Source organism: Actinophytocola sediminis, from assembly GCF_054779715.1.
The window spans coordinates 49,373-65,733 of sequence record NZ_BAAGXS010000077.1; the positions used below are offsets into that span (position 1 = coordinate 49,373).

20 protein-coding genes and 2 riboswitches are annotated in these 16,361 nt (G+C 71.2%); of the genes, 10 read left to right on the top strand and 10 right to left on the bottom strand.

The features are described 5' to 3' along the window. Positions 1 to 56: 56 nt before the first annotated feature. Positions 57 to 923, top strand: a complete 867-nt coding sequence (locus ACYVIP_RS35260) for a sigma-70 family RNA polymerase sigma factor (protein ID WP_460404388.1) — start codon at positions 57 to 59, stop codon at positions 921 to 923. A 33-nt stretch (positions 924 to 956) separates the two neighbouring features. Here ACYVIP_RS35260 and ACYVIP_RS35265 read toward each other — a convergent pair whose 3' ends face one another. Both ACYVIP_RS35265 and ACYVIP_RS35270 read right to left on the bottom strand, forming a co-directional pair. After that, positions 957 to 1,316, bottom strand: coding sequence for a YciI family protein (locus ACYVIP_RS35265; protein ID WP_460404390.1), 360 nt, complete (start codon positions 1,314 to 1,316; stop codon positions 957 to 959). A gap of 65 nt (positions 1,317 to 1,381) precedes the next feature. Next, positions 1,382 to 2,332 (bottom strand): threonine ammonia-lyase, encoded by a 951-nt coding sequence (locus tag ACYVIP_RS35270; RefSeq protein WP_460404392.1) that lies wholly within the window; start codon positions 2,330 to 2,332, stop codon positions 1,382 to 1,384. Between the two features lie 119 nt (positions 2,333 to 2,451). Between ACYVIP_RS35270 and ACYVIP_RS35275 the strand changes: the two genes are divergently transcribed. Both ACYVIP_RS35275 and ACYVIP_RS35280 read left to right on the top strand, forming a co-directional pair. After that, positions 2,452 to 3,249: a hypothetical protein gene (locus tag ACYVIP_RS35275; RefSeq protein ID WP_460404394.1), complete on the top strand. Its 798-nt coding sequence runs from the start codon at positions 2,452 to 2,454 to the stop codon at positions 3,247 to 3,249. 137 nt (positions 3,250 to 3,386) lie between these two features. After that, positions 3,387 to 4,292 (top strand): S1 family peptidase, encoded by a 906-nt coding sequence (locus ACYVIP_RS35280; RefSeq protein ID WP_460404396.1) that lies wholly within the window; start codon positions 3,387 to 3,389, stop codon positions 4,290 to 4,292. A gap of 47 nt (positions 4,293 to 4,339) precedes the next feature. Here ACYVIP_RS35280 and thiE read toward each other — a convergent pair whose 3' ends face one another. Next, on the bottom strand, positions 4,340 to 5,008 hold the full coding sequence (thiE, locus tag ACYVIP_RS35285; protein ID WP_460404398.1) for a thiamine phosphate synthase: 669 nt from the start codon (positions 5,006 to 5,008) through the stop codon (positions 4,340 to 4,342). 31 nt (positions 5,009 to 5,039) lie between these two features. Continuing rightward, positions 5,040 to 5,149, top strand: a riboswitch (TPP riboswitch). On the opposite strand from thiE, the gene thiO reads away from it, so the two are divergent. The 3 genes from thiO to thiG all read left to right on the top strand — a co-directional run bounded on the left by thiO (position 5,144) and on the right by thiG (position 7,200). Next, positions 5,144 to 6,238, top strand: a complete 1,095-nt coding sequence (gene thiO / locus ACYVIP_RS35290) for a glycine oxidase ThiO (RefSeq protein WP_460404400.1) — start codon at positions 5,144 to 5,146, stop codon at positions 6,236 to 6,238. (Overlaps the previous riboswitch by 6 nt.) 4 nt (positions 6,239 to 6,242) lie before the next feature. Next, positions 6,243 to 6,443: a sulfur carrier protein ThiS gene (gene thiS / locus ACYVIP_RS35295; RefSeq protein ID WP_460404402.1), complete on the top strand. Its 201-nt coding sequence runs from the start codon at positions 6,243 to 6,245 to the stop codon at positions 6,441 to 6,443. A gap of 1 nt (position 6,444) precedes the next feature. Beyond that, positions 6,445 to 7,200: a thiazole synthase gene (gene thiG, locus ACYVIP_RS35300; protein ID WP_460404404.1), complete on the top strand. Its 756-nt coding sequence runs from the start codon at positions 6,445 to 6,447 to the stop codon at positions 7,198 to 7,200. Between the two features lie 19 nt (positions 7,201 to 7,219). On the opposite strand, the gene ACYVIP_RS35305 is transcribed toward thiG, so the two are convergent. The 5 genes from ACYVIP_RS35305 to thiC form a co-directional block, all read right to left on the bottom strand. Then, the gene (locus ACYVIP_RS35305) at positions 7,220 to 7,594 is read right to left on the bottom strand and encodes a hypothetical protein (protein ID WP_460404406.1); all 375 of its coding nucleotides are present in this window, start codon (positions 7,592 to 7,594) and stop codon (positions 7,220 to 7,222) included. Positions 7,595 to 7,638: 44 nt separating this feature from the next. Next, on the bottom strand, positions 7,639 to 8,487 hold the full coding sequence (locus ACYVIP_RS35310; protein ID WP_460404408.1) for an ion transporter: 849 nt from the start codon (positions 8,485 to 8,487) through the stop codon (positions 7,639 to 7,641). Positions 8,488 to 8,490: 3 nt separating this feature from the next. Then, entirely contained in the window at positions 8,491 to 9,387 is an 897-nt protein-coding gene (locus ACYVIP_RS35315; protein WP_460404410.1) for an ion transporter, read from the bottom strand. Positions 9,388 to 9,476: 89 nt separating this feature from the next. Next, on the bottom strand, positions 9,477 to 10,319 hold the full coding sequence (thiD, locus tag ACYVIP_RS35320; protein WP_460404412.1) for a bifunctional hydroxymethylpyrimidine kinase/phosphomethylpyrimidine kinase: 843 nt from the start codon (positions 10,317 to 10,319) through the stop codon (positions 9,477 to 9,479). Next, a complete protein-coding gene (thiC, locus tag ACYVIP_RS35325; protein WP_460404414.1) occupies positions 10,316 to 12,013 on the bottom strand; it encodes a phosphomethylpyrimidine synthase ThiC in 1,698 nt (565 codons plus the stop codon). Before thiC ends, thiD begins: the two co-directional genes overlap by 4 nt. Next, a riboswitch (TPP riboswitch) is annotated at positions 12,004 to 12,132 on the bottom strand. It overlaps the preceding gene by 10 nt. A gap of 78 nt (positions 12,133 to 12,210) precedes the next feature. On the opposite strand from thiC, the gene ACYVIP_RS35330 reads away from it, so the two are divergent. Further along, positions 12,211 to 12,858 (top strand): hypothetical protein, encoded by a 648-nt coding sequence (locus ACYVIP_RS35330; protein WP_460404416.1) that lies wholly within the window; start codon positions 12,211 to 12,213, stop codon positions 12,856 to 12,858. A 163-nt stretch (positions 12,859 to 13,021) separates the two neighbouring features. Here ACYVIP_RS35330 and ACYVIP_RS35335 read toward each other — a convergent pair whose 3' ends face one another. Further along, positions 13,022 to 13,939 (bottom strand): S1C family serine protease, encoded by a 918-nt coding sequence (locus ACYVIP_RS35335; RefSeq protein WP_460404418.1) that lies wholly within the window; start codon positions 13,937 to 13,939, stop codon positions 13,022 to 13,024. Positions 13,940 to 14,016: 77 nt separating this feature from the next. Next, positions 14,017 to 14,589: a peptide deformylase gene (locus ACYVIP_RS35340; RefSeq protein WP_460404420.1), complete on the bottom strand. Its 573-nt coding sequence runs from the start codon at positions 14,587 to 14,589 to the stop codon at positions 14,017 to 14,019. Between the two features lie 143 nt (positions 14,590 to 14,732). Here ACYVIP_RS35340 and ACYVIP_RS35345 point away from each other — a divergent pair, with 143 nt between their 5' ends. The 3 genes from ACYVIP_RS35345 (at position 14,733) to ACYVIP_RS35355 (ending at position 16,360) form a co-directional block, all read left to right on the top strand. After that, positions 14,733 to 15,044, top strand: a complete 312-nt coding sequence (locus tag ACYVIP_RS35345) for a DUF3263 domain-containing protein (protein ID WP_460404422.1) — start codon at positions 14,733 to 14,735, stop codon at positions 15,042 to 15,044. Then, complete coding sequence (locus ACYVIP_RS35350) at positions 15,041 to 15,679, top strand: LytR C-terminal domain-containing protein (protein ID WP_460404424.1); 639 nt, start codon at positions 15,041 to 15,043, stop codon at positions 15,677 to 15,679. The genes ACYVIP_RS35345 and ACYVIP_RS35350 overlap by 4 nt, the downstream gene beginning before the upstream one ends. Positions 15,680 to 15,757: 78 nt before the next feature. After that, entirely contained in the window at positions 15,758 to 16,360 is a 603-nt protein-coding gene (locus tag ACYVIP_RS35355; protein WP_460404426.1) for a TetR/AcrR family transcriptional regulator, read from the top strand. Position 16,361 lies beyond the last annotated feature (1 nt).

The following is a 16,361-nucleotide window of genomic DNA, read 5'->3' on the forward strand; positions in this document are numbered from 1 at the left end:
CGGTCCCAGGGTTCATCCAGGAGATGAGCCGTGGCGATGGTGAGGATGGGTGACCGATGGATGAGCACGACTGGCTGGCCGAGCGTTTCGAGCAGCACCGACCGCGACTGCGGGCGGTGGCCTACCGGATGCTCGGCTCGCTGGCCGAGGCCGAGGACGCCGTACAGGACGCGTGGCTGCGGCTGAGCCGGTCGGACGCGGACGCGATCGTCAACCTCGGCGGCTGGCTGACCACCGTGGTCGCCAGGGAGTGCCTGCACCTGCTGCGCTCTCGCCGGCGCCGCCAGGAGGACGCCTACCCGCTCGACCCGGTGATCATCCCGGACGGCGACCTCGACCCCGAGCAGGAGGCGTTGCTCGCCGACTCGGTCGGCCTGGCCATGCTCGTGGTGCTCGACCAGCTCACCCCGGCCGAGCGGCTGGCGTTCGTGCTGCACGACATGTTCGAGCTGCCCTTCGAGGAGATCGCCGGCATCGTCGGCCGCTCCCCGGGCGCGGCCCGGCAGCTCGCCAGCCGGGCGCGGCGGCGAGTGAGCGGCGCCGAGCTGCCCGCCGCGCCGGATCTGGCCCGGCAGCGGCGGGTGGTCTACGCCTTCTACGCCGCCGCGCACGCCGGTGACTTCGACGCCCTGCTCCAGGTGCTCGATCCGGACGTGGTGCTGCGCACCGACCTCGGCGCCGCCGGGCCGCCGATCGTGGTGCGTGGCGGGGAGGCCGTGGCCAGGCAGGCCAGGGTGCCGCGCGGCGGTGCGCTGTTGCCGGCACTGGTCAACGGCGCGGTCGGTGCGGTGATCACCCGTGACGGGCGGCCGTTCTCGGTGATGGCCTTCGCCGTGGCCGGCGACCGGATCGTCCGGATCGACATCGTGCACGACCCCGACCGGGTCGGCCGGCTGGCCGCCGAGGTGGTGGCGGGGGACTGACGGGCCCGGTGCCGCGCATCGGGCCCGCCGGACTCACCAGTACTTCGCGGACGGCCGCACCTCGACCGCGCCACCCAGCCGGGCCTGGGGCACCCTGGCGGCGATGGCGACCGCCGCGTCCAGGTCATCGGCCTCGACCACCATGACCCCGCCGACCGCGCCCTTGATGCCGACGTACGGGCCGTCGGCGGTGATGGTCGCGCCGTCGGCCACCCGCACGGTCGTCGCGTTCTCCGGCAGGCCGAACGGCGGCATGCCGTGCACGTTGTCCAGCGCGTTGAGGGCGGCGTAGTCGACGTAGGCCGCGTCGCGGTCCTCCTTGGCGAGCGCGTCCCATCCCGGCGTGCCCGGCGGCGGGTAGTCGCCGTGGTAGATGACCAGTACGAACTGCATCCTGTCCTCCTCATGGGGTCGGTAACCCCATGAGCCCGCGCGGCCGGCCGATGTGACAGCCGGGGTCAGCCGAGCAGTTCGGCCAGCAGCGCGCGGTCGAGGTTGCCGCCGGAGACGACGGCCACCGTGCGGCCCTTCGGCAGGTCGGCGGCCCGGTGCAGGTAGGCGGCGGTGGTCACCGCGCCGCTCGGCTCGGCCACCAGGCGGGCGCTGGTGGCCAGCGTGGTCACCGCGGCGCGGATCTCGTCCTCGGTCACCGTGACCATGGCGTCCAGCCGGGCGCGCAGGTGGGCGAAGGTCAGCTCGGACGGGGCGGCGCGCAGGCCGTCGGCGATGGTGCGCGCCCGGTCGTGGTCGCTCCAGGGCACGCGGTGGCCGGCGGCGAAGCTCTCGGTCGCGTCGGCGGCGAGCGCGGGCTCGACGCCGATCACCGCCGCGTGCGGGCAGCGGGCCTTGATCGCGGTCGCCACGCCGGCGGCCAGGCCGCCGCCGCTCACCGGGACCAGCACGACGTCGACGTCGGGCAGGTCGGCGGCGATCTCCAGGCCGACGGTGCCCTGGCCGGCGATGACGTCCGGGTGGTCGAACGGCGGGATCAGCGTCGCGCCGCGCTCGGCGACCAGGCGCTGCGCGACGGTCTCCCGGTCGGTGATCGGGACCACGACGACCTCCGCGCCGTGCCCCCGGGTGGCGGCGATCTTCATCGGCGGGGTGTTCTCCGGCACCACGATCACCGCCGGCAGGCCGAACAGCTTCGCCACGTAGGCGACCGCCTGCGCGTGGTTCCCGCTGGAGTACGCGACCACGCCCGCCGGCCGGGCGTCGGTCGGGATCCTGGCGATCGCGTTGGTGGCGCCGCGGATCTTGAACGCGCCGATCGGCTGCAGGTTCTCCGGCTTGAGCCACAGTGGACGGTCCGGATCGGCCAGATCGCATGGCAGCAGCGGAGTGCGCACCGCGGTCGTCCGGACGTGGTCGGCGGCGGCGTCGACATCCTCGACGGTAATCAGCTTCACGATCAGAGTATGCACTGTCCACAAAGGACTGTGTGCTTGCTCACCATTGGTAGGTGGCGGAAACTGTGTGGCTGGCGTGCGTGTTGTGCTAGTGGGTAGAACCGGCCTGGGAAAGGATCATGAGCGACAAGGACACCGAGCGTATTCGGCCAAGTCAGGTCGCGGCCAGCGCGCTGGCCGCGGTCACCGCCGCGCTGTTGGGCTCGACGATGGGCGTGGCCGGGACCGTGGTGGGGGCGGGGGTCGCGAGCGTGGTCAGCACGCTTGGCGGCGTCTGGTACCTGCGATCCATCCAGCGCACCAAGGAAAGCGTGCTCCACGTACGCACCAGGGTGGTCACCCGCGCCGGGTCGACCTCGGTCACCATGACCGAACAGACCCCCGAGCCGACACCCGGCACGGACACCGCGCCGACCGACCCCGAGGCGAAACCGGGCGACAGCACGGAAACCGCGCAGCCCACGGTGAACGACGGCATCGGTACCGATGCCACCGATGCCGGTGCACCCGGCCAGCCGGCGGCGCGGCGGCGGGTGTGGCCGGTCATGGTGCTCGGCAGCGTGCTGGCCTTCGTCGTCGGCATGGCGGTGATCACCGGCGTGGAATGGCTGCGCGGCGAGCCGCTGTCGGGCGGCGACGGCACCACCCTCAGCGAGATCATCCAGCCCCGCCCGGCCGGCGAGCGCGACGAGAACCCCCCACCGGCCCCGAGCGAGACCTCGACCCCACCGGCCACCAGCGACGACCCGGCCGACGCCCCGGCGCCGACACCGACGGACACCACGACCGCCGAACCGACCGGCGAGGCCCCGACCGACCCGCCGGCGCAGTCCAGCGAACCGGAGACCACGACCGAGGTGCCGACCACCAGCGACCCGCCGACCACCACGGACTCGGTGCCCCCGCCGTCCGGCTGACGTTTTACTGCCGGTAGTCACCCCGTGGCTTTATGGCAACTGTTGCCCCCGAACGGCCCCTATCCGAACACCACTTCGAATTAATAGTTTCAGCAGCGTTCTCGGGTCCCCTGCTACCCAACACAAGGAGAACGCTGATGAAACGCAGCAACTTCGCGAGCGTGGTGAGTGTCGGCCTGCTGGCAGCCGGCGTGGCACTCACGATGACCGCACCGGCCACCGCGGCCCCCGTGGCCCCGACCATCACCGAACTGGCCGCCGCACAGGTCAACATGAACGAGGCCGCCGACACCCGGCCGAGCACGGTGACCGCCTGGTACGTCGACGAGAAGTCGAAGTCCATGGTGGTCTCGGTGCACGGCAGCGATGCCGGCGTCGCGGACTGGGCCAAGGACCTCGGCGCGGGCGCCGTGACGATCGACAAGGTCGCCGAGGCACCCAAGCCGTACTGGAACATCATCGGCGGCCAGGCGATCACGACCTCCAGCGGTTCCCGCTGCTCGGCGGGCTTCAACGCCCGCTCCGGCAGCACCCGCTACGTGATCACCGCCGGCCACTGCACCGCCCTCGGCGGCACCTGGTCGGGCAGTGGCGGCACGATCGGCACCGTCGCCGGCTCGTCGTTCCCCGGCAACGACTACGGCATCATCCGGGTGACGTCCTCCTCGGCCGCCTCCACGGCCCTGGTCGACCGTTACTCGTCCGGCAGTGACGTCACGGTCACCGGCGCGACGAACGCGACGTCCGGCATGGCCGTGTGCCGTTCCGGCTCGACGACCGGCTGGCACTGTGGCACCGTCACCAACCCGAACACGACGGTGTGTTACTCCCAGGGCTGTGTCAACCAGGTGATTCAGACCAACGTGTGTGCTGAGCCTGGTGACTCCGGCGGTTCGCTGGTGACCCGGCCGAGCGGCACGACCGTGCGTGCGGTCGGTCTCACCTCCGGTGGTTCCGGTAACTGCAGCTCCGGTGGCACGACGTTCTTCCAACCCGTGCCCGAGGTGCTCAGCGTGTACGGCCTGACGCTGTACACCGGCTGACCAACCCGGCGGCGGACGGGCCGACCCTGCCGGCCCGTCCGCCGCGTTCAGGTTCCCGCTGGCCGCAGCGCGCCCGCGAGTCGGGCGGCTGCGGCCTGCGGGTCGTCGGCCTCGGTGATCGCGCGCACCACGACCACCCGGGTGGCCCCGGCGGCGAGTACGGCCGGCAGCCGGGTCTCGTCGATGCCGCCGATGGCGAACCACGGCCGGTCGGTCGCGGTCGCCGCGGTCGCGGTGACCAGGTCGAGGCCGGGTGCCGGGCGGCCGGGCTTGGTCGGCGTCGGCCAGCACGGGCCGGTGCAGAAGTAGTCCACGCCGGGCTCCCCGGCGGCGGCCGTGGCCTGGGCGAGGTCGTGGGTCGAGCGGCCGATGACGATCTGTTCGCCGAGGATCCGCCTGGCCACCGGTACCGGCAGGTCGTCCTGGCCGAGGTGCAGGATGTCCGCCTTGGCAGCCAGCGCGATGTCCGCCCGGTCGTTCACCGCCAGCAACGCGCCGTGCCGGGCGCAGGCCTGCGCCAGCACCGCGAGCGCGGCCAGCTCCTCGGCCGCCTCCAGCGGCACGCCGTCGCGTTTGTCGCGTAGCTGGAGCACGTCCACACCGCCGGCCAGCGCCGCGTCCGCGAACTCGGCCAGGTCCGGCCGCAGGCCCGTGCACAGGTACAGCCGCGCGTCCGCCAGCCGGCGGCGGATCCGATCTCCGTCAAGTCCAGGCATCCCCGCACGCTATCCCGTGCGCTACGGTGGAGGTGGTCCGCACGGGAGTCCGGAGGTACCGGGCTGAGAGGGGATCCGCCGATCCCGACCGTCGAACCTGATCCGGATCATGCCGGCGCAGGGAGCGTGTGTGCCTTGAGGTTCAACGGAAAGATCGTCGTCGTGGGTGGCGGCGTGATCGGCCTGTCGGTCGCCTGGCGACTGGCCGCCGACCACGACGTGACGCTGCTCGATCCCCAACCGGACGCCGGTGCGTCCTGGGTGGCCGGTGGGATGCTCGCGCCGATCACCGAGGCCTGGCCAGGTGAGGAGGACCTGCTCGAGCTCGGCGCCGCGTCCCTGGACGGGTGGCCGGAGTTCGCCGCCGAACTGGATGTCGACCTGCGTACCGAGGGGACGATCGCGGCCGCCTTCGACGCGGCCGACGCCGGCCAGCAGGAGATGCTCGCCGAGTTCCTCGCCTCCCGGGGCCGTTCGGTGCGCCGGCTGCCCGGCCGGGAGCTTCGCGCACTCGAACCGGCACTCAGCCCGAATGTCCGAAGTGGACTGTTAGTTCCCGGGGACCTGGCCGTGGACAACCGGGAGTTGTTGCGCCGACTCGGCACGCGGTGTGCTGACCGCGGCGTCCGGTTCGACCGGCGGCGTGCTGAACAGGTCGAGCCGGGCGCGGTCCGCCTCGCCGACGATGCCCCGATCCGGTGCGACACCGTGGTGATCGCCGCCGGCGCGTGGTCGGCGGCGCTGCATCCGGCGCTGGCCGGGGCGGTGCGCCCGGTCAAGGGCGAGATCCTGCGGTTGCGGGCGAGGGCGGGCGAGGTGCCGGTGCGCCACACCGTGCGCGCGCTGGTCGAGTCCCGGCCGCTGTACCTGGTGCCCAGGCGTGGCGGCGAGCTGGTGCTCGGGGCAACCCAGTACGAGACGGGGTTCGACGAGGAGGTGACCGTCGGCGGCGTGCGGGACCTGCTCGCCGACGCCGAGCGGGTGCTGCCCGGCATCGCGGAGTACGGCCTGACCGAGTGCGCGGCCGGGTTGCGGGCCGGCAGCCGGGACAACCTGCCGCTGGTCGGCTGGGTCGAGCCCGGTGTGCTGGTGGCCGCAGGGCATCACCGCAACGGGCTGCTGCTCGCGCCGATCACCGCGGCCGCGGTACGTGCGCTGGTCGTCGGGGAGGACCCGCCGGCGCCGGTGGCGGTGGCCGACCCCGCCCGGCACATCCCGACGAAAAGGTGACGTGATGAAGGTAACAGTCAATGGTGAGGTGCACGCGGTCGCCGACGGCGCGACCGTGGCCGACCTGCTGGCCGGGCTCGGTATGCCGGCGGCCGGGATCGCGGTGGCGGTGAACGGCGAGGTCGTGACCAGGGCGTGGCATGCCAGGACCGTGCTGCCGGACGCGGCCGTGGTCGAGGTGCTGACCGCGGTGCAGGGAGGCTGACATGGACGACCCGTTGCTCATCGCCGACCGCGAGTACTCGTCGCGGCTGATCACCGGCACCGGTGGTGCGTCGAACCTGGCCGTGCTGGAGCGCGCGCTGGTCGCGTCCGGGACCGAGCTGACGACGGTGGCCATCCGCCGGGTGGACGTCGACGGCGGCACCGGTGTGCTGGACCTGTTGGGCAGGCTGGGCATCGACCTGCTGCCCAACACCGCGGGCTGCCGCAGCGCCGAGGCGGCCGTGCTGACCGCGCGCCTGGCCCGCGAGGCCCTCGGCACGGACTGGATCAAACTGGAGGTGGTGGCCGACGACCGGACGCTGCTGCCGGACCCGGTCGAGCTGCTCACCGCGGCCAGGGCGCTGGTCGACGACGGGTTCACCGTGCTCCCGTACACCAACGACGACCCGGTGCTGGCGTTGCGGCTGGAGGAGGCCGGGTGCGCGGCCGTGATGCCACTCGGCTCGCCGATCGGCACCGGCCTGGGGATTCGTAACCCGCACAACATCGAGCTGATCGTGGCGCGGGCCGGGGTGCCGGTGATCCTGGACGCCGGCATCGGCACGGCGTCGGACGCGGCACTGGCGATGGAGCTTGGCTGCGCGGCCGTGCTGCTGGCGACCTCGGTGACCAGGGCGGCGGACCCGGAGAAGATGGCCGCCGCGATGCGCCACGCGGTCACCGGCGGCCGGCTGGCACGGGCGGCGGGCCGGGTGCCCCAGCGGTTCTGGGCGCAGGCCTCCAGCCCGCCGAGATGAGTTGCGTCGAGGGGTCGGGTCAGCTGAGTCTGGCGAGTACCGCGTCCCAGTCGTCGCGCTTGGCGAGCTTGCGGGAGACCGGGACCTTCCTGGTGTGCCCGTCGGCCGGGGTGCAGACGATGCGGCCGTTGGCGATGGCCAGTCGGCCGTCCTGGCCGCCGAACCGGCGTTTGGCTGGGCCGGCGATGGCCCGGACCACGATGGTGCCGGCGGCGGGGTCGAACTCGAAGTAGGTGCGGAGCAGTTGCAGGACCCCGGCCAGCATCAGCAGCGGGCCGAGCAGCAGCAGCGGGGTCGCCGAGTCGTTGGTCAGCCCGATGACGCCGAGCGCCAGCACCATCGTGCCGATCACCAGACTCACCGCCGCCACCACGGGGTTGTAGCCCACCTTCATGGTTCGGGTCCTTTCCAACGGCGGTGGTTGTGGGGACACGGTAATCAGCCGGAAGTCTTCCTCGGCGAGGGCTCGGCGTTGCGCAGCTCGGCCAGCTCCGCGCGCAGCGCCCGCACCTCGGCCAGGATCCGCTGGTCGGACGCGGCCTGGTTGGCGGCGTTGGCCTCCTCCCTGGCGGCCAGGTCGTCGGTGACCTGGTCTTCCATGCCGCGCACCATCACCGCGATGAACAGGTTCAGCACGGCGAAGCTGGACACCAGGATGTAGATCACGAAGAAGATCCAGGCCAGCGGCATGCTCGCCATCACCTCGCGGGCCACGTCCGGCCAGCCCTCGCCGGTCATGGTCTGGAACAGGGTGAACAGCGAGCGCCCGAGGTCGCCGAAGCTCTCCGGGGCGATGGCGGCGAACAGGTTGGTGGCCATCACCGCGGCCACGAAGATCACCATGGCCAGCAGCGCGGCCACCGACGCCAGGCCGGGGGCGGCGGTGAGCAGGCCGGTCAGCACGCGGCGCATCGACGGGACCGCGGAGATCAGGCGGAGAACACGCAGCACGCGCAGGGTCCGCAGCACGGAGAGCGGGCCGCCAGACGGCACCAGCGCGACCCCGACCACGAGGGTGTCGAACACGTTCCACGGGTCGGTGAAGAACCGCCAGCCGTAGGCATAGCCGCGCACCAGCAACTCGGCGACGAACGCCGCGAGCGCCACCTGGTCCAGGGTGTGCAGCACGTCGCCGATCGACGCGGTGCCGATGTGGGTCGAGCGGGCCTGTGCGGACAGTCCGGTCTCCAGCCCCAGCGTGACCGCGTTGAGCAGGATGACCGTGATCACGGCACGCCGGAACGCCGGTCGCTCGACCAGCTCGCGGGCGCGCTCCCGGACGGACATCCGCTACGTCCGCTCCGAAGCCGACGGTTCCGAAGCAGTTCGTTCCGAAGCCGACGGCTCCGAATTCGACGGCTCCGAGCTTCCCAGGTCTGGCGCCGACCTGTCGGCGCGCAGTTGGGCCAGCTCGGCTCGGAGCACGCGCAGCTCGTCGAGGATCAGCTTGTCCGAGGCCGCCTGGTCGGCCGCGTGCCGGTCCTCGGCCTCCACCAGGTCGTCGGTGACCTCCTTCTCCATCCCGCTGACGATCACCGCGATGAACAGGTTCAGCACGGCGAAGCTGGACACCAGGATGTAGATCACGAAGAAGATCCAGGCCAGCGGCATGGTCGCCATCACCTCGCGGGCCACGTCCGGCCAGCCCTCGCCGGTCATGGTCTGGAACAGGGTGAACAGCGTGGTACCCAGGTCGCCGAAGAAGTGCGGGGCGATCTCGCCGAACAGCTTCGTCGCCATCACGGCGGCCACGTAGATGATCAGCGCGAGCAGCGCGCCGATCGACGCCATGCCGGGCACCGCGGCCAACAGCCCCGACACCACCCGGCGCATCGCCGGCACGGCCGACACCAGCCGCAACACCCGAAGCACCCGTAGTGCCCGCAGCACCGACAGCGGCCCGGTCGCCGGCACCAGCGAGATGCCGACGATCAGGAAGTCGAAGACGTTCCACGGGTCGGTGAAGAACCGCCAGCCATGCGCGTAGAGCCGGCACACCAACTCCACCACGAAGATCGTCAGCATCACGCGGTCCGCCACGTGCAGCACGCCGCCGACGCTGTTCATCACCCCGGTCGAGGTCTCCAGGCCGAGCGTGATGGCGTTCACCACGATCACCCAGATGACGAACCGCTGAAAGCGCGGGTGCTCGACCAGCGCACGTGCCCGGTCGCGGGTCTTCGACACCGGCACCCTCCCGAGGACTCACGTGGTGGCGTCAAGGAAGCGTAAACGCCGCCCCGCTGGTGCCCGGGAGGATTCGCCGAAGGTGGGAGTTAGATCTCCTCGGTCACCTCCGGCAGGGGTGCGAGCCGCCAGAACGGTGACACCGGGCCGACTCCGCCGCCGAGCGGGTAGGCCTCCCTGACCGAGCGGGTCACGAACGCCTTGCCGAACCGGACCGCCGCCGGCACGTCCAGACCGCGGGCCAGCGCCGAGGTGATCGACGAGGCCATCGTGTCGCCGCCGCCGTGGGTGTGTCTGGTGTCGATGCGCTCGGCGGACAGCTCGATGACGGTCTCGCCGTCGTAGAGCAGGTCGACGCACTCCGGATCGTCGTGCAGGTGCCCGCCCTTGACCAGCACCCACCTCGGGCCGAGCGCGTGCAGTGCCCTGGCCGCCTCGTGGGCATCGTCGCGGTCGCGCACGGTGATGCCGGTGAGCAGCCGGACCTCGTCGAGGTTGGGCGTGACCAGGGTGGCCCTCGGGAACAGCTCCGCGCGTAACGCGGCCATCGCGTCGTCGTGCAGCAGTTGGTCGCCGTGCATGGACGCGGACACCGGGTCGACGACGAACGGGATCCGCCCGTCGCGTCCTATGTGGACCTTGTCGCAGGCCTTGGCCACCGCGGCGATCACCTCCGCGGTGGCCAGCATCCCGGTCTTCGCGGCCAGCACACCGATGTCCTCGGCGACGGTCTCGATCTGCGCGGCCACCACCTCGGCCGGCAGCACCGAGACCCCGTGCACGCCAACCGAGTTCTGCACGGTGACCGCGGTGATCGCGGTCATGCCGTGGACCCCGCAGGCGAAGAACGTGCGCAGGTCGGCCTGGATGCCTGCGCCACCGCCGGAGTCGGAGCCGGCGATGGTGAGCACTCGTGGCGGTGTCTCGGTCACCCTTCCTTCGCTTTCTCGCTCGCGTCTTTCTCGGTGGTGTTTTTCTCGGTGGCGTTGATCGGCAGGTAGACCCGGTCGCCGTGGTCGTGGAACCGCTCGGACATCTCCTCCATGCCGGCCTCGATAGCCGCCACTGTGGACAGTCCGTGCTTCTCCGCGTAGGCGCGCACGTCCTGGGTGATGCGCATGGAACAGAACTTCGGCCCGCACATCGAGCAGAAGTGCGCGGTCTTCGCCGGTTCCGCCGGCAGCGTCTCGTCGTGATAGGAACGCGCGGTGTCCGGATCGAGCGACAGGTTGAACTGGTCGGTCCAGCGGAACTCGAAGCGCGCCCGCGACAGCGCGTCGTCCCACTCCTGCGCGCGCGGATGGCCCTTGGCCAGGTCGGCCGAGTGCGCGGCGATCTTGTAGGTGATCACGCCGGTCTTCACGTCGTCCCGGTTGGGCAGGCCGAGATGCTCCTTCGGCGTGACGTAACAGAGCATCGCGGTGCCCGCCCAGCCGATCTGCGCGGCGCCGATCGCGGAGGTGATGTGGTCGTAGGCGGGCGCGATGTCCGTCGCGAGTGGACCGAGCGTGTAGAACGGCGCCTCGCCGCACAGCTCCTCCTCGAGGCGGACGTTCTCGGCGATCTTGTGCATCGGCACGTGGCCGGGGCCCTCGATCATCACCTGCACGTCGTGCTCGCGGGCGATGTGGGTCAGCTCGCCGAGCGTGCGCAGCTCCGCGAACTGGGCCTCGTCGTTGGCGTCGGCGATGCTGCCGGGGCGTAACCCGTCGCCGAGGGAGAACGTGACGTCGTAGGCCCGCAGGATCTCGCACAACTCGACGAAGTGCTCGTACAGGAACGACTCCCGATGGTGCGCCAGACACCAGGCGGCCATGATCGAACCGCCTCGGGACACGATGCCGGTGATCCGTTTGGCGGTCAGCGGGACGTAGCGCAGCAGCACGCCGGCGTGCACCGTCATGTAGTCCACGCCCTGCTCGCACTGCTCGATCACGGTGTCGCGGTAGAGATCCCAGGTCAGCTCGGCCGGGTCGCCGTTGACCTTCTCCAGCGCCTGGTAGATCGGCACCGTGCCGATCGGCACCGGCGAGTTGCGCACGATCCACTCGCGCGTCTCGTGGATTCGTTTGCCGGTCGACAGGTCCATCACCGTGTCCGCGCCCCAGCGGGTCGCCCACACCAGCTTGTCGACCTCGTCCTCGATGGACGAGCTGACCGCCGAGTTGCCGATGTTGGCGTTGATCTTCACCAGGAACCGCTTGCCGATGATCGCCGGCTCGACCTCGGGATGGTTGCGGTTGACCGGAATCACCGCCCGGCCGATCGCGACCTCGTGGCGCACGAACTCCGGCTCGACGCCCTCGCGGGCGGCGACGAACCGCATCTCCTTGGTGATGACGCCGGCCTTGGCGTAGGCGAGCTGGGTCACCGCGCCGTTCACCGGCTCGCGTTCGGCCACCCAGTCGGCCCGCAGCCGATTCAGTCCACTGTGGACATCGATGGTCGCGTTCTGGTCGGTGTACGGGCCGGAGGTGTCGTAGAGGTCGAGATGCTCCCCGTTGGTCAGGTCCACCCGTCGGAAGGGCACCGGTAGCCCGTCGACGTCACGGTAGATCTTGCTGGACCCGCTGATCGGGCCGGTGGTGACACGTGGCCGGACGGAACGGTCCTCAAGCGCTGTCATGAAAGCCTCCCTACGCCGGCATTACCCGGTCAGGTTCAGGCGGTCGGCAAAGCCGGGTCCGGTACGGACGCCATTTGCCCTCTCAGCCCGCTGTGGCGCGAGCTCCCGCGAGATTTTCAGTTCTCGCTCTCGACCATAGCCACGCGTCATGGGCACTGCCAAGGGCCGAATGCCGCGCCGCCAAGTACGGTGCGGGGGTGGACGTGCGTCAGCCGTACCCACCGGGCGCCAGGTCGGGTGACCGGCCGGACGCGGCGAAACCGTGCCCGACCTGTGGGGAGTTGGCCGGCCGCGAGTACCCGGCGTGTCCTGGCTGTGCGGATGTCGTCGACCGGATCTGGCTCGCGGACTGGCGGGAACTGCTTGCGGCACAACGGGTGAGCGCGGGTGCCGAACCGGAGCAGGAGCTGGCCGCGCGGGTGCGGGCGGCGCCGGCCGGCGCGTACTCGTGGACGTGCGTCGACTGGGCGCTGCGGTTGACGCGGTGCGCGGAGTGTGGGCGCGAGCCTGGCGCGGGCGACCCGGCGTGCCTGGAATGCGCGGCCGCCGACGCCGCGCGGTGGGAGTGGGACCACACCGCGGCGCCGGCAGGGATGACACCGGCCGAGCACGCGCTGCGGGTGGCCGTCGCGGCGCTGCGCGCGCCGCACCGGTGGCGGGTGGCGGTGGTGGCCAGCTGGCGGCTGGCGGTGCCGTTCCTGCTGGCCGGCGAGGGTTTGACCGCCGCGAGGGTGCGGGAGCTGCGGACCGGGGTGCTGGCCGGGCGGTATGCCGACCTCGCCGGACTCGGACAGGCGGTGGAACTGGTGAACCAGCCGTTAGCGCCATGGCGACGTCATTCCTGATGGCATTCCTGACGGCATTCCTGATGTCGGGTGTCATGCGGCCATAGTGCGCGACGGGGTCGCGGCGACCGCCCGGATCTGGCCCGGAAAGAGCCAGTTATCCACAACCGGAGTGGTTGTCCACAGATCGCCTGTTGGTAGCCATGACACCCGGGGAGATGTGCTATCCGACCGTCAGCTCCACCGGCCGGGCGAACACGTCGACCATCGCGCCGTTGCGCAGCACGGTCACCGCCAGGTCGGTGCCGATCACCTCGGCGAACAGCTTCCGTTGGATGCCCTGCGCGTTCTGCACCTGGTCGCGGTCCACGGTCAGGATCAGGTCGCCGGGACGCAGTCCCGCCAGGTAGGCCGGACCGCCGCTGACCACCTCGATCACCCGCAGCCCCGCCTGCTGGCCGGTGCGCTCGGCCACGTCGTCTGGCAGTGGCGCCGGAATGCCGATCAGCCCGAGGTAGGCGCGCCGGACCCGCCCCTCCACCATCAGCGTGTCGATGATCCGCCTGGTCGTGGAGTTGATCGGGATCGCGAGGCCGAGGCCGTAGCCGGCCACCGCGGTGTTGATGCCGACCACCTTGCCCGTCGAGTCGGCCAGCGCGCCGCCGGAGTTGCCCGGGTTGAGCGCGGCGTCGGTCTGGATCACGTCCTCGATGACCCTGGCCGCCTGGCCCTGGCGGACCGGCAGCGCCCGGCCGAGGCCGCTCACCACCCCCGCGGTCACCGAGCCGGACAGGCCCATCGGGCTGCCGACCGCCACCACCAACTGGCCGACCACGAGCCGGTCGGAGTCGCCGAGCTCGGCCGGGTCGGGGGTGTCCGGCGCCTGGATCACCGCCAGGTCCGACAGCGGATCCGCGCCGATGACCTCGAACTCGGACTCCGAGCCGTCGGCGAAGGTGGCGGTGCCGTGCCGGTGCGAGCCGATCACGTGCGCGTTGGTCAGCAGGTGGCCATCGTCGGTGACGGTGACCGCCGAGCCGCTGCCCCGGTGCAGCACCACGCTCGCCACGTGCGGGGTCAGCGTGCGGGCCACCGCGGTGACCGTGCGGGAGTAGGCGTCCAGCGCCTCATCGTCCGACACCACATCACCGCCCGCCTGATTACACCGTTGCACCCACTACAAGTGTGCGCTGGCAGGCGACTGTTCCGTGTTCGCTGTCAGTGAAGTTCTGGCTCCGATTCGGCGGCGGGGTCCCAGGAAAGGCCCGGCCGGCCCCACCCGTTGCGCTTCAGCATCCGCTTCGACTCCCTGGCATACCGGCCGACCAGGCGGTTCAGGTACAGCAGGCCGTCGAGATGGTCGGTCTCGTGCTGCAGGCAGCGGGCGAAGTACCCGGTGCCCTCGACCTCGATCGGCGCGCCGTCGAGGTCCTGGCCGGTCACCCTGGCCCAACTGGCCCGCGCGGTCGGGAACGACTCGCCGGGCACCGACAGGCACCCCTCCAGGTCGTCCTCGGGATCGGGCATGGTCTCCGGGCGCGGCGAGGTCTCGAGCTCTGGGTTGACCAGCACGCCCCGGTGCCGCACGCCGTCGTCGCCGGGACAGTCGTAGACGAACAGCCGAAGATCGACACCGACCTGGTTGGCGGCCAGGCCGACGCCCGGCGCGGCGGTCATGGTCTCGAACATGTCCTCGACTAGGCTCCGGAGGCCGTCGTCGAACGTCTCGACCCGGCGGACCGGATTGTGTAGCACGGGGTCGCCCGCGATTCGGATGGGGAGCACGGCCATGGTTGCGACCATAGTCAACTGTCCGGCCTCCGCGTTTCGCGCACACGGACAGCCGGTGACCTGGGTAACGTGATGTAATGACAGTGGCGAATCACACGCGTGTAATTCGCCTGGCAGAGGAAGACCTCGTGACGAGGAGCCGGATGAACGCCGCAGAGTTGCCGGAGCCCTCCGGGGAGCCGGTGAGCGCGCCGGTCGGCGACCCCACGGACGGTCTGACGCCGCGCGAGCGCGACCTGCTCGCCCTCGAACGTCAGTGGTGGAAGCACGCCGGGGCCAAGGAGCAGGCGATTCGTGAGCAGTTCGACCTGTCGCCGACGCGGTACTACCAGCTGGTCAACCGGCTGCTCGACCGGCAGGAGGCGATGCGGGCCGAGCCCATGCTGGTCAAGCGCCTCCGTCGGCTGCGAAGTGCCCGTGAGCGGGCCCGTTCGGCCAGGCGAACCGCACGATGACCACTCCTGAGCCGTCGCCGGCGCGACCACTGCGGGTCGCGGGACTCGTGCTGCTCGGCGTGGCCGCGGTGTCGTTGGTGATCGGGCTGGTCTCCCTCTTCGGCAACAACGGGAACGGCCAGGCCGAACGCGGCGACGACGAGCCGACCCCCACATCGAACTCCGCGCCCGCGGACACCCGGCCACCGGAGTCCTCGGAACCCGAGGCCACCAAGCCCGCGCCGAGCACGACGACCGGGCAGTCGCCGACGAGCCAGCCGGGCACGTCGGCGACGCCGCCCGCCGGTGGCGACGGCAACGGCGAGCCGGGCAAGACCCAGCAGGTCCGGGTGTACAACAACAGCACCATCAGCGGGCTCGCGGGGCGGGCCGCGGACGAGCTGAAAGAGGCGGGCTGGCCGGTTGCCGACGTCGGCAACTACTCGGGCGGGAAGATTCCGACCACGACGGTGTACTTCCGACCGGGCACCGAGGAGCAGCGGGCGGCGGAACTGCTGGCCGACGAGTTCGGCATGCGGGTGGAGCCGAGGTACACCGGGATCGAGGACTTCGAGCCGGGCCTGATCGTGATCGTGACCAACGACTACCAGGGCCCTGGCGGCGAACGCGCGCCAACGGAGAAGAACGACAAGTAGCCACTCGCACGTCAGTTGTGACCAAGTAGTTCACTAGCTTCTCTTTACGATACAGACCAGCACTGTATTGTATGTCGCATGGGTATCGACGAGCGTGTTCCCGGCCGCCCGCGGAGCAGGGAAGCCGACGCCGCCATCCTGGACGCCGCGCTGGACCTGCTGATCGAGCGCGGCGCCGAGGCGACCAGCATCGAGCAGGTGGCCCGGCGTGCCGGCGTCACCAGAGCCACCGTGTACCGGCGTTTCCCGGACAAGACCCAGCTGCTGATCGCCACGGTCGAGGCGGCCTACGGCGACCCCCCGCCGACGCCGGAGATTCGCGACGTCGAGCACTTGCTGGCCGGCTGGGCGGCGGTCCTCGCCAACCCGCGCCAGCGGCGCCTCCTGCGCCGCCTGTACGGCGCTGTCGAGGACTATCCCGAACTCGCTCGCGCCTACCAGAGACTGTTCGGCCGGCAACGGGACCAGGCCCGCCGCGACGTGTTCGAACAGGCCCGCGACCGCGGGCAGTTACCCGAGGACACCGACGTCGACGTCCTGCTCGACCTGCTCACCGGTGCGACCTGGCAGCACCTGGCCGTGCATCCGGACACCCGCACGGTCGACGACACCGAGCGGTTCCTGCGAGCTGTGCTCCACCAGGCCGGCTACCGGCCCGACGGCCACCGAGACGAGGAGTAGG

What these genes read in the sequence shown, in the direction of transcription:
- ACYVIP_RS35340 (WP_460404420.1), bottom strand. Translation starts at nt 14,589, where the DNA reads ATGGCCGTGCTCCCCATCCGAATCGCGGGCGACCCCGTGCTACACAAT.
- ACYVIP_RS35260 (WP_460404388.1), top strand. Translation starts at nt 57, where the DNA reads ATGGATGAGCACGACTGGCTGGCCGAGCGTTTCGAGCAGCACCGACCG.
- ACYVIP_RS35350 (WP_460404424.1), top strand. Translation starts at nt 15,041, where the DNA reads ATGACCACTCCTGAGCCGTCGCCGGCGCGACCACTGCGGGTCGCGGGA.
- ACYVIP_RS35345 (WP_460404422.1), top strand. Translation starts at nt 14,733, where the DNA reads ATGAACGCCGCAGAGTTGCCGGAGCCCTCCGGGGAGCCGGTGAGCGCG.
- thiS (WP_460404402.1), top strand. Translation starts at nt 6,243, where the DNA reads ATGAAGGTAACAGTCAATGGTGAGGTGCACGCGGTCGCCGACGGCGCG.
- ACYVIP_RS35265 (WP_460404390.1), bottom strand. Translation starts at nt 1,316, where the DNA reads ATGCAGTTCGTACTGGTCATCTACCACGGCGACTACCCGCCGCCGGGC.
- ACYVIP_RS35280 (WP_460404396.1), top strand. Translation starts at nt 3,387, where the DNA reads ATGAAACGCAGCAACTTCGCGAGCGTGGTGAGTGTCGGCCTGCTGGCA.
- thiG (WP_460404404.1), top strand. Translation starts at nt 6,445, where the DNA reads ATGGACGACCCGTTGCTCATCGCCGACCGCGAGTACTCGTCGCGGCTG.
- ACYVIP_RS35275 (WP_460404394.1), top strand. Translation starts at nt 2,452, where the DNA reads ATGAGCGACAAGGACACCGAGCGTATTCGGCCAAGTCAGGTCGCGGCC.
- thiC (WP_460404414.1), bottom strand. Translation starts at nt 12,013, where the DNA reads ATGACAGCGCTTGAGGACCGTTCCGTCCGGCCACGTGTCACCACCGGC.
- ACYVIP_RS35310 (WP_460404408.1), bottom strand. Translation starts at nt 8,487, where the DNA reads ATGTCCGTCCGGGAGCGCGCCCGCGAGCTGGTCGAGCGACCGGCGTTC.
- thiE (WP_460404398.1), bottom strand. Translation starts at nt 5,008, where the DNA reads ATGCCTGGACTTGACGGAGATCGGATCCGCCGCCGGCTGGCGGACGCG.
- ACYVIP_RS35305 (WP_460404406.1), bottom strand. Translation starts at nt 7,594, where the DNA reads ATGAAGGTGGGCTACAACCCCGTGGTGGCGGCGGTGAGTCTGGTGATC.
- ACYVIP_RS35355 (WP_460404426.1), top strand. Translation starts at nt 15,758, where the DNA reads ATGGGTATCGACGAGCGTGTTCCCGGCCGCCCGCGGAGCAGGGAAGCC.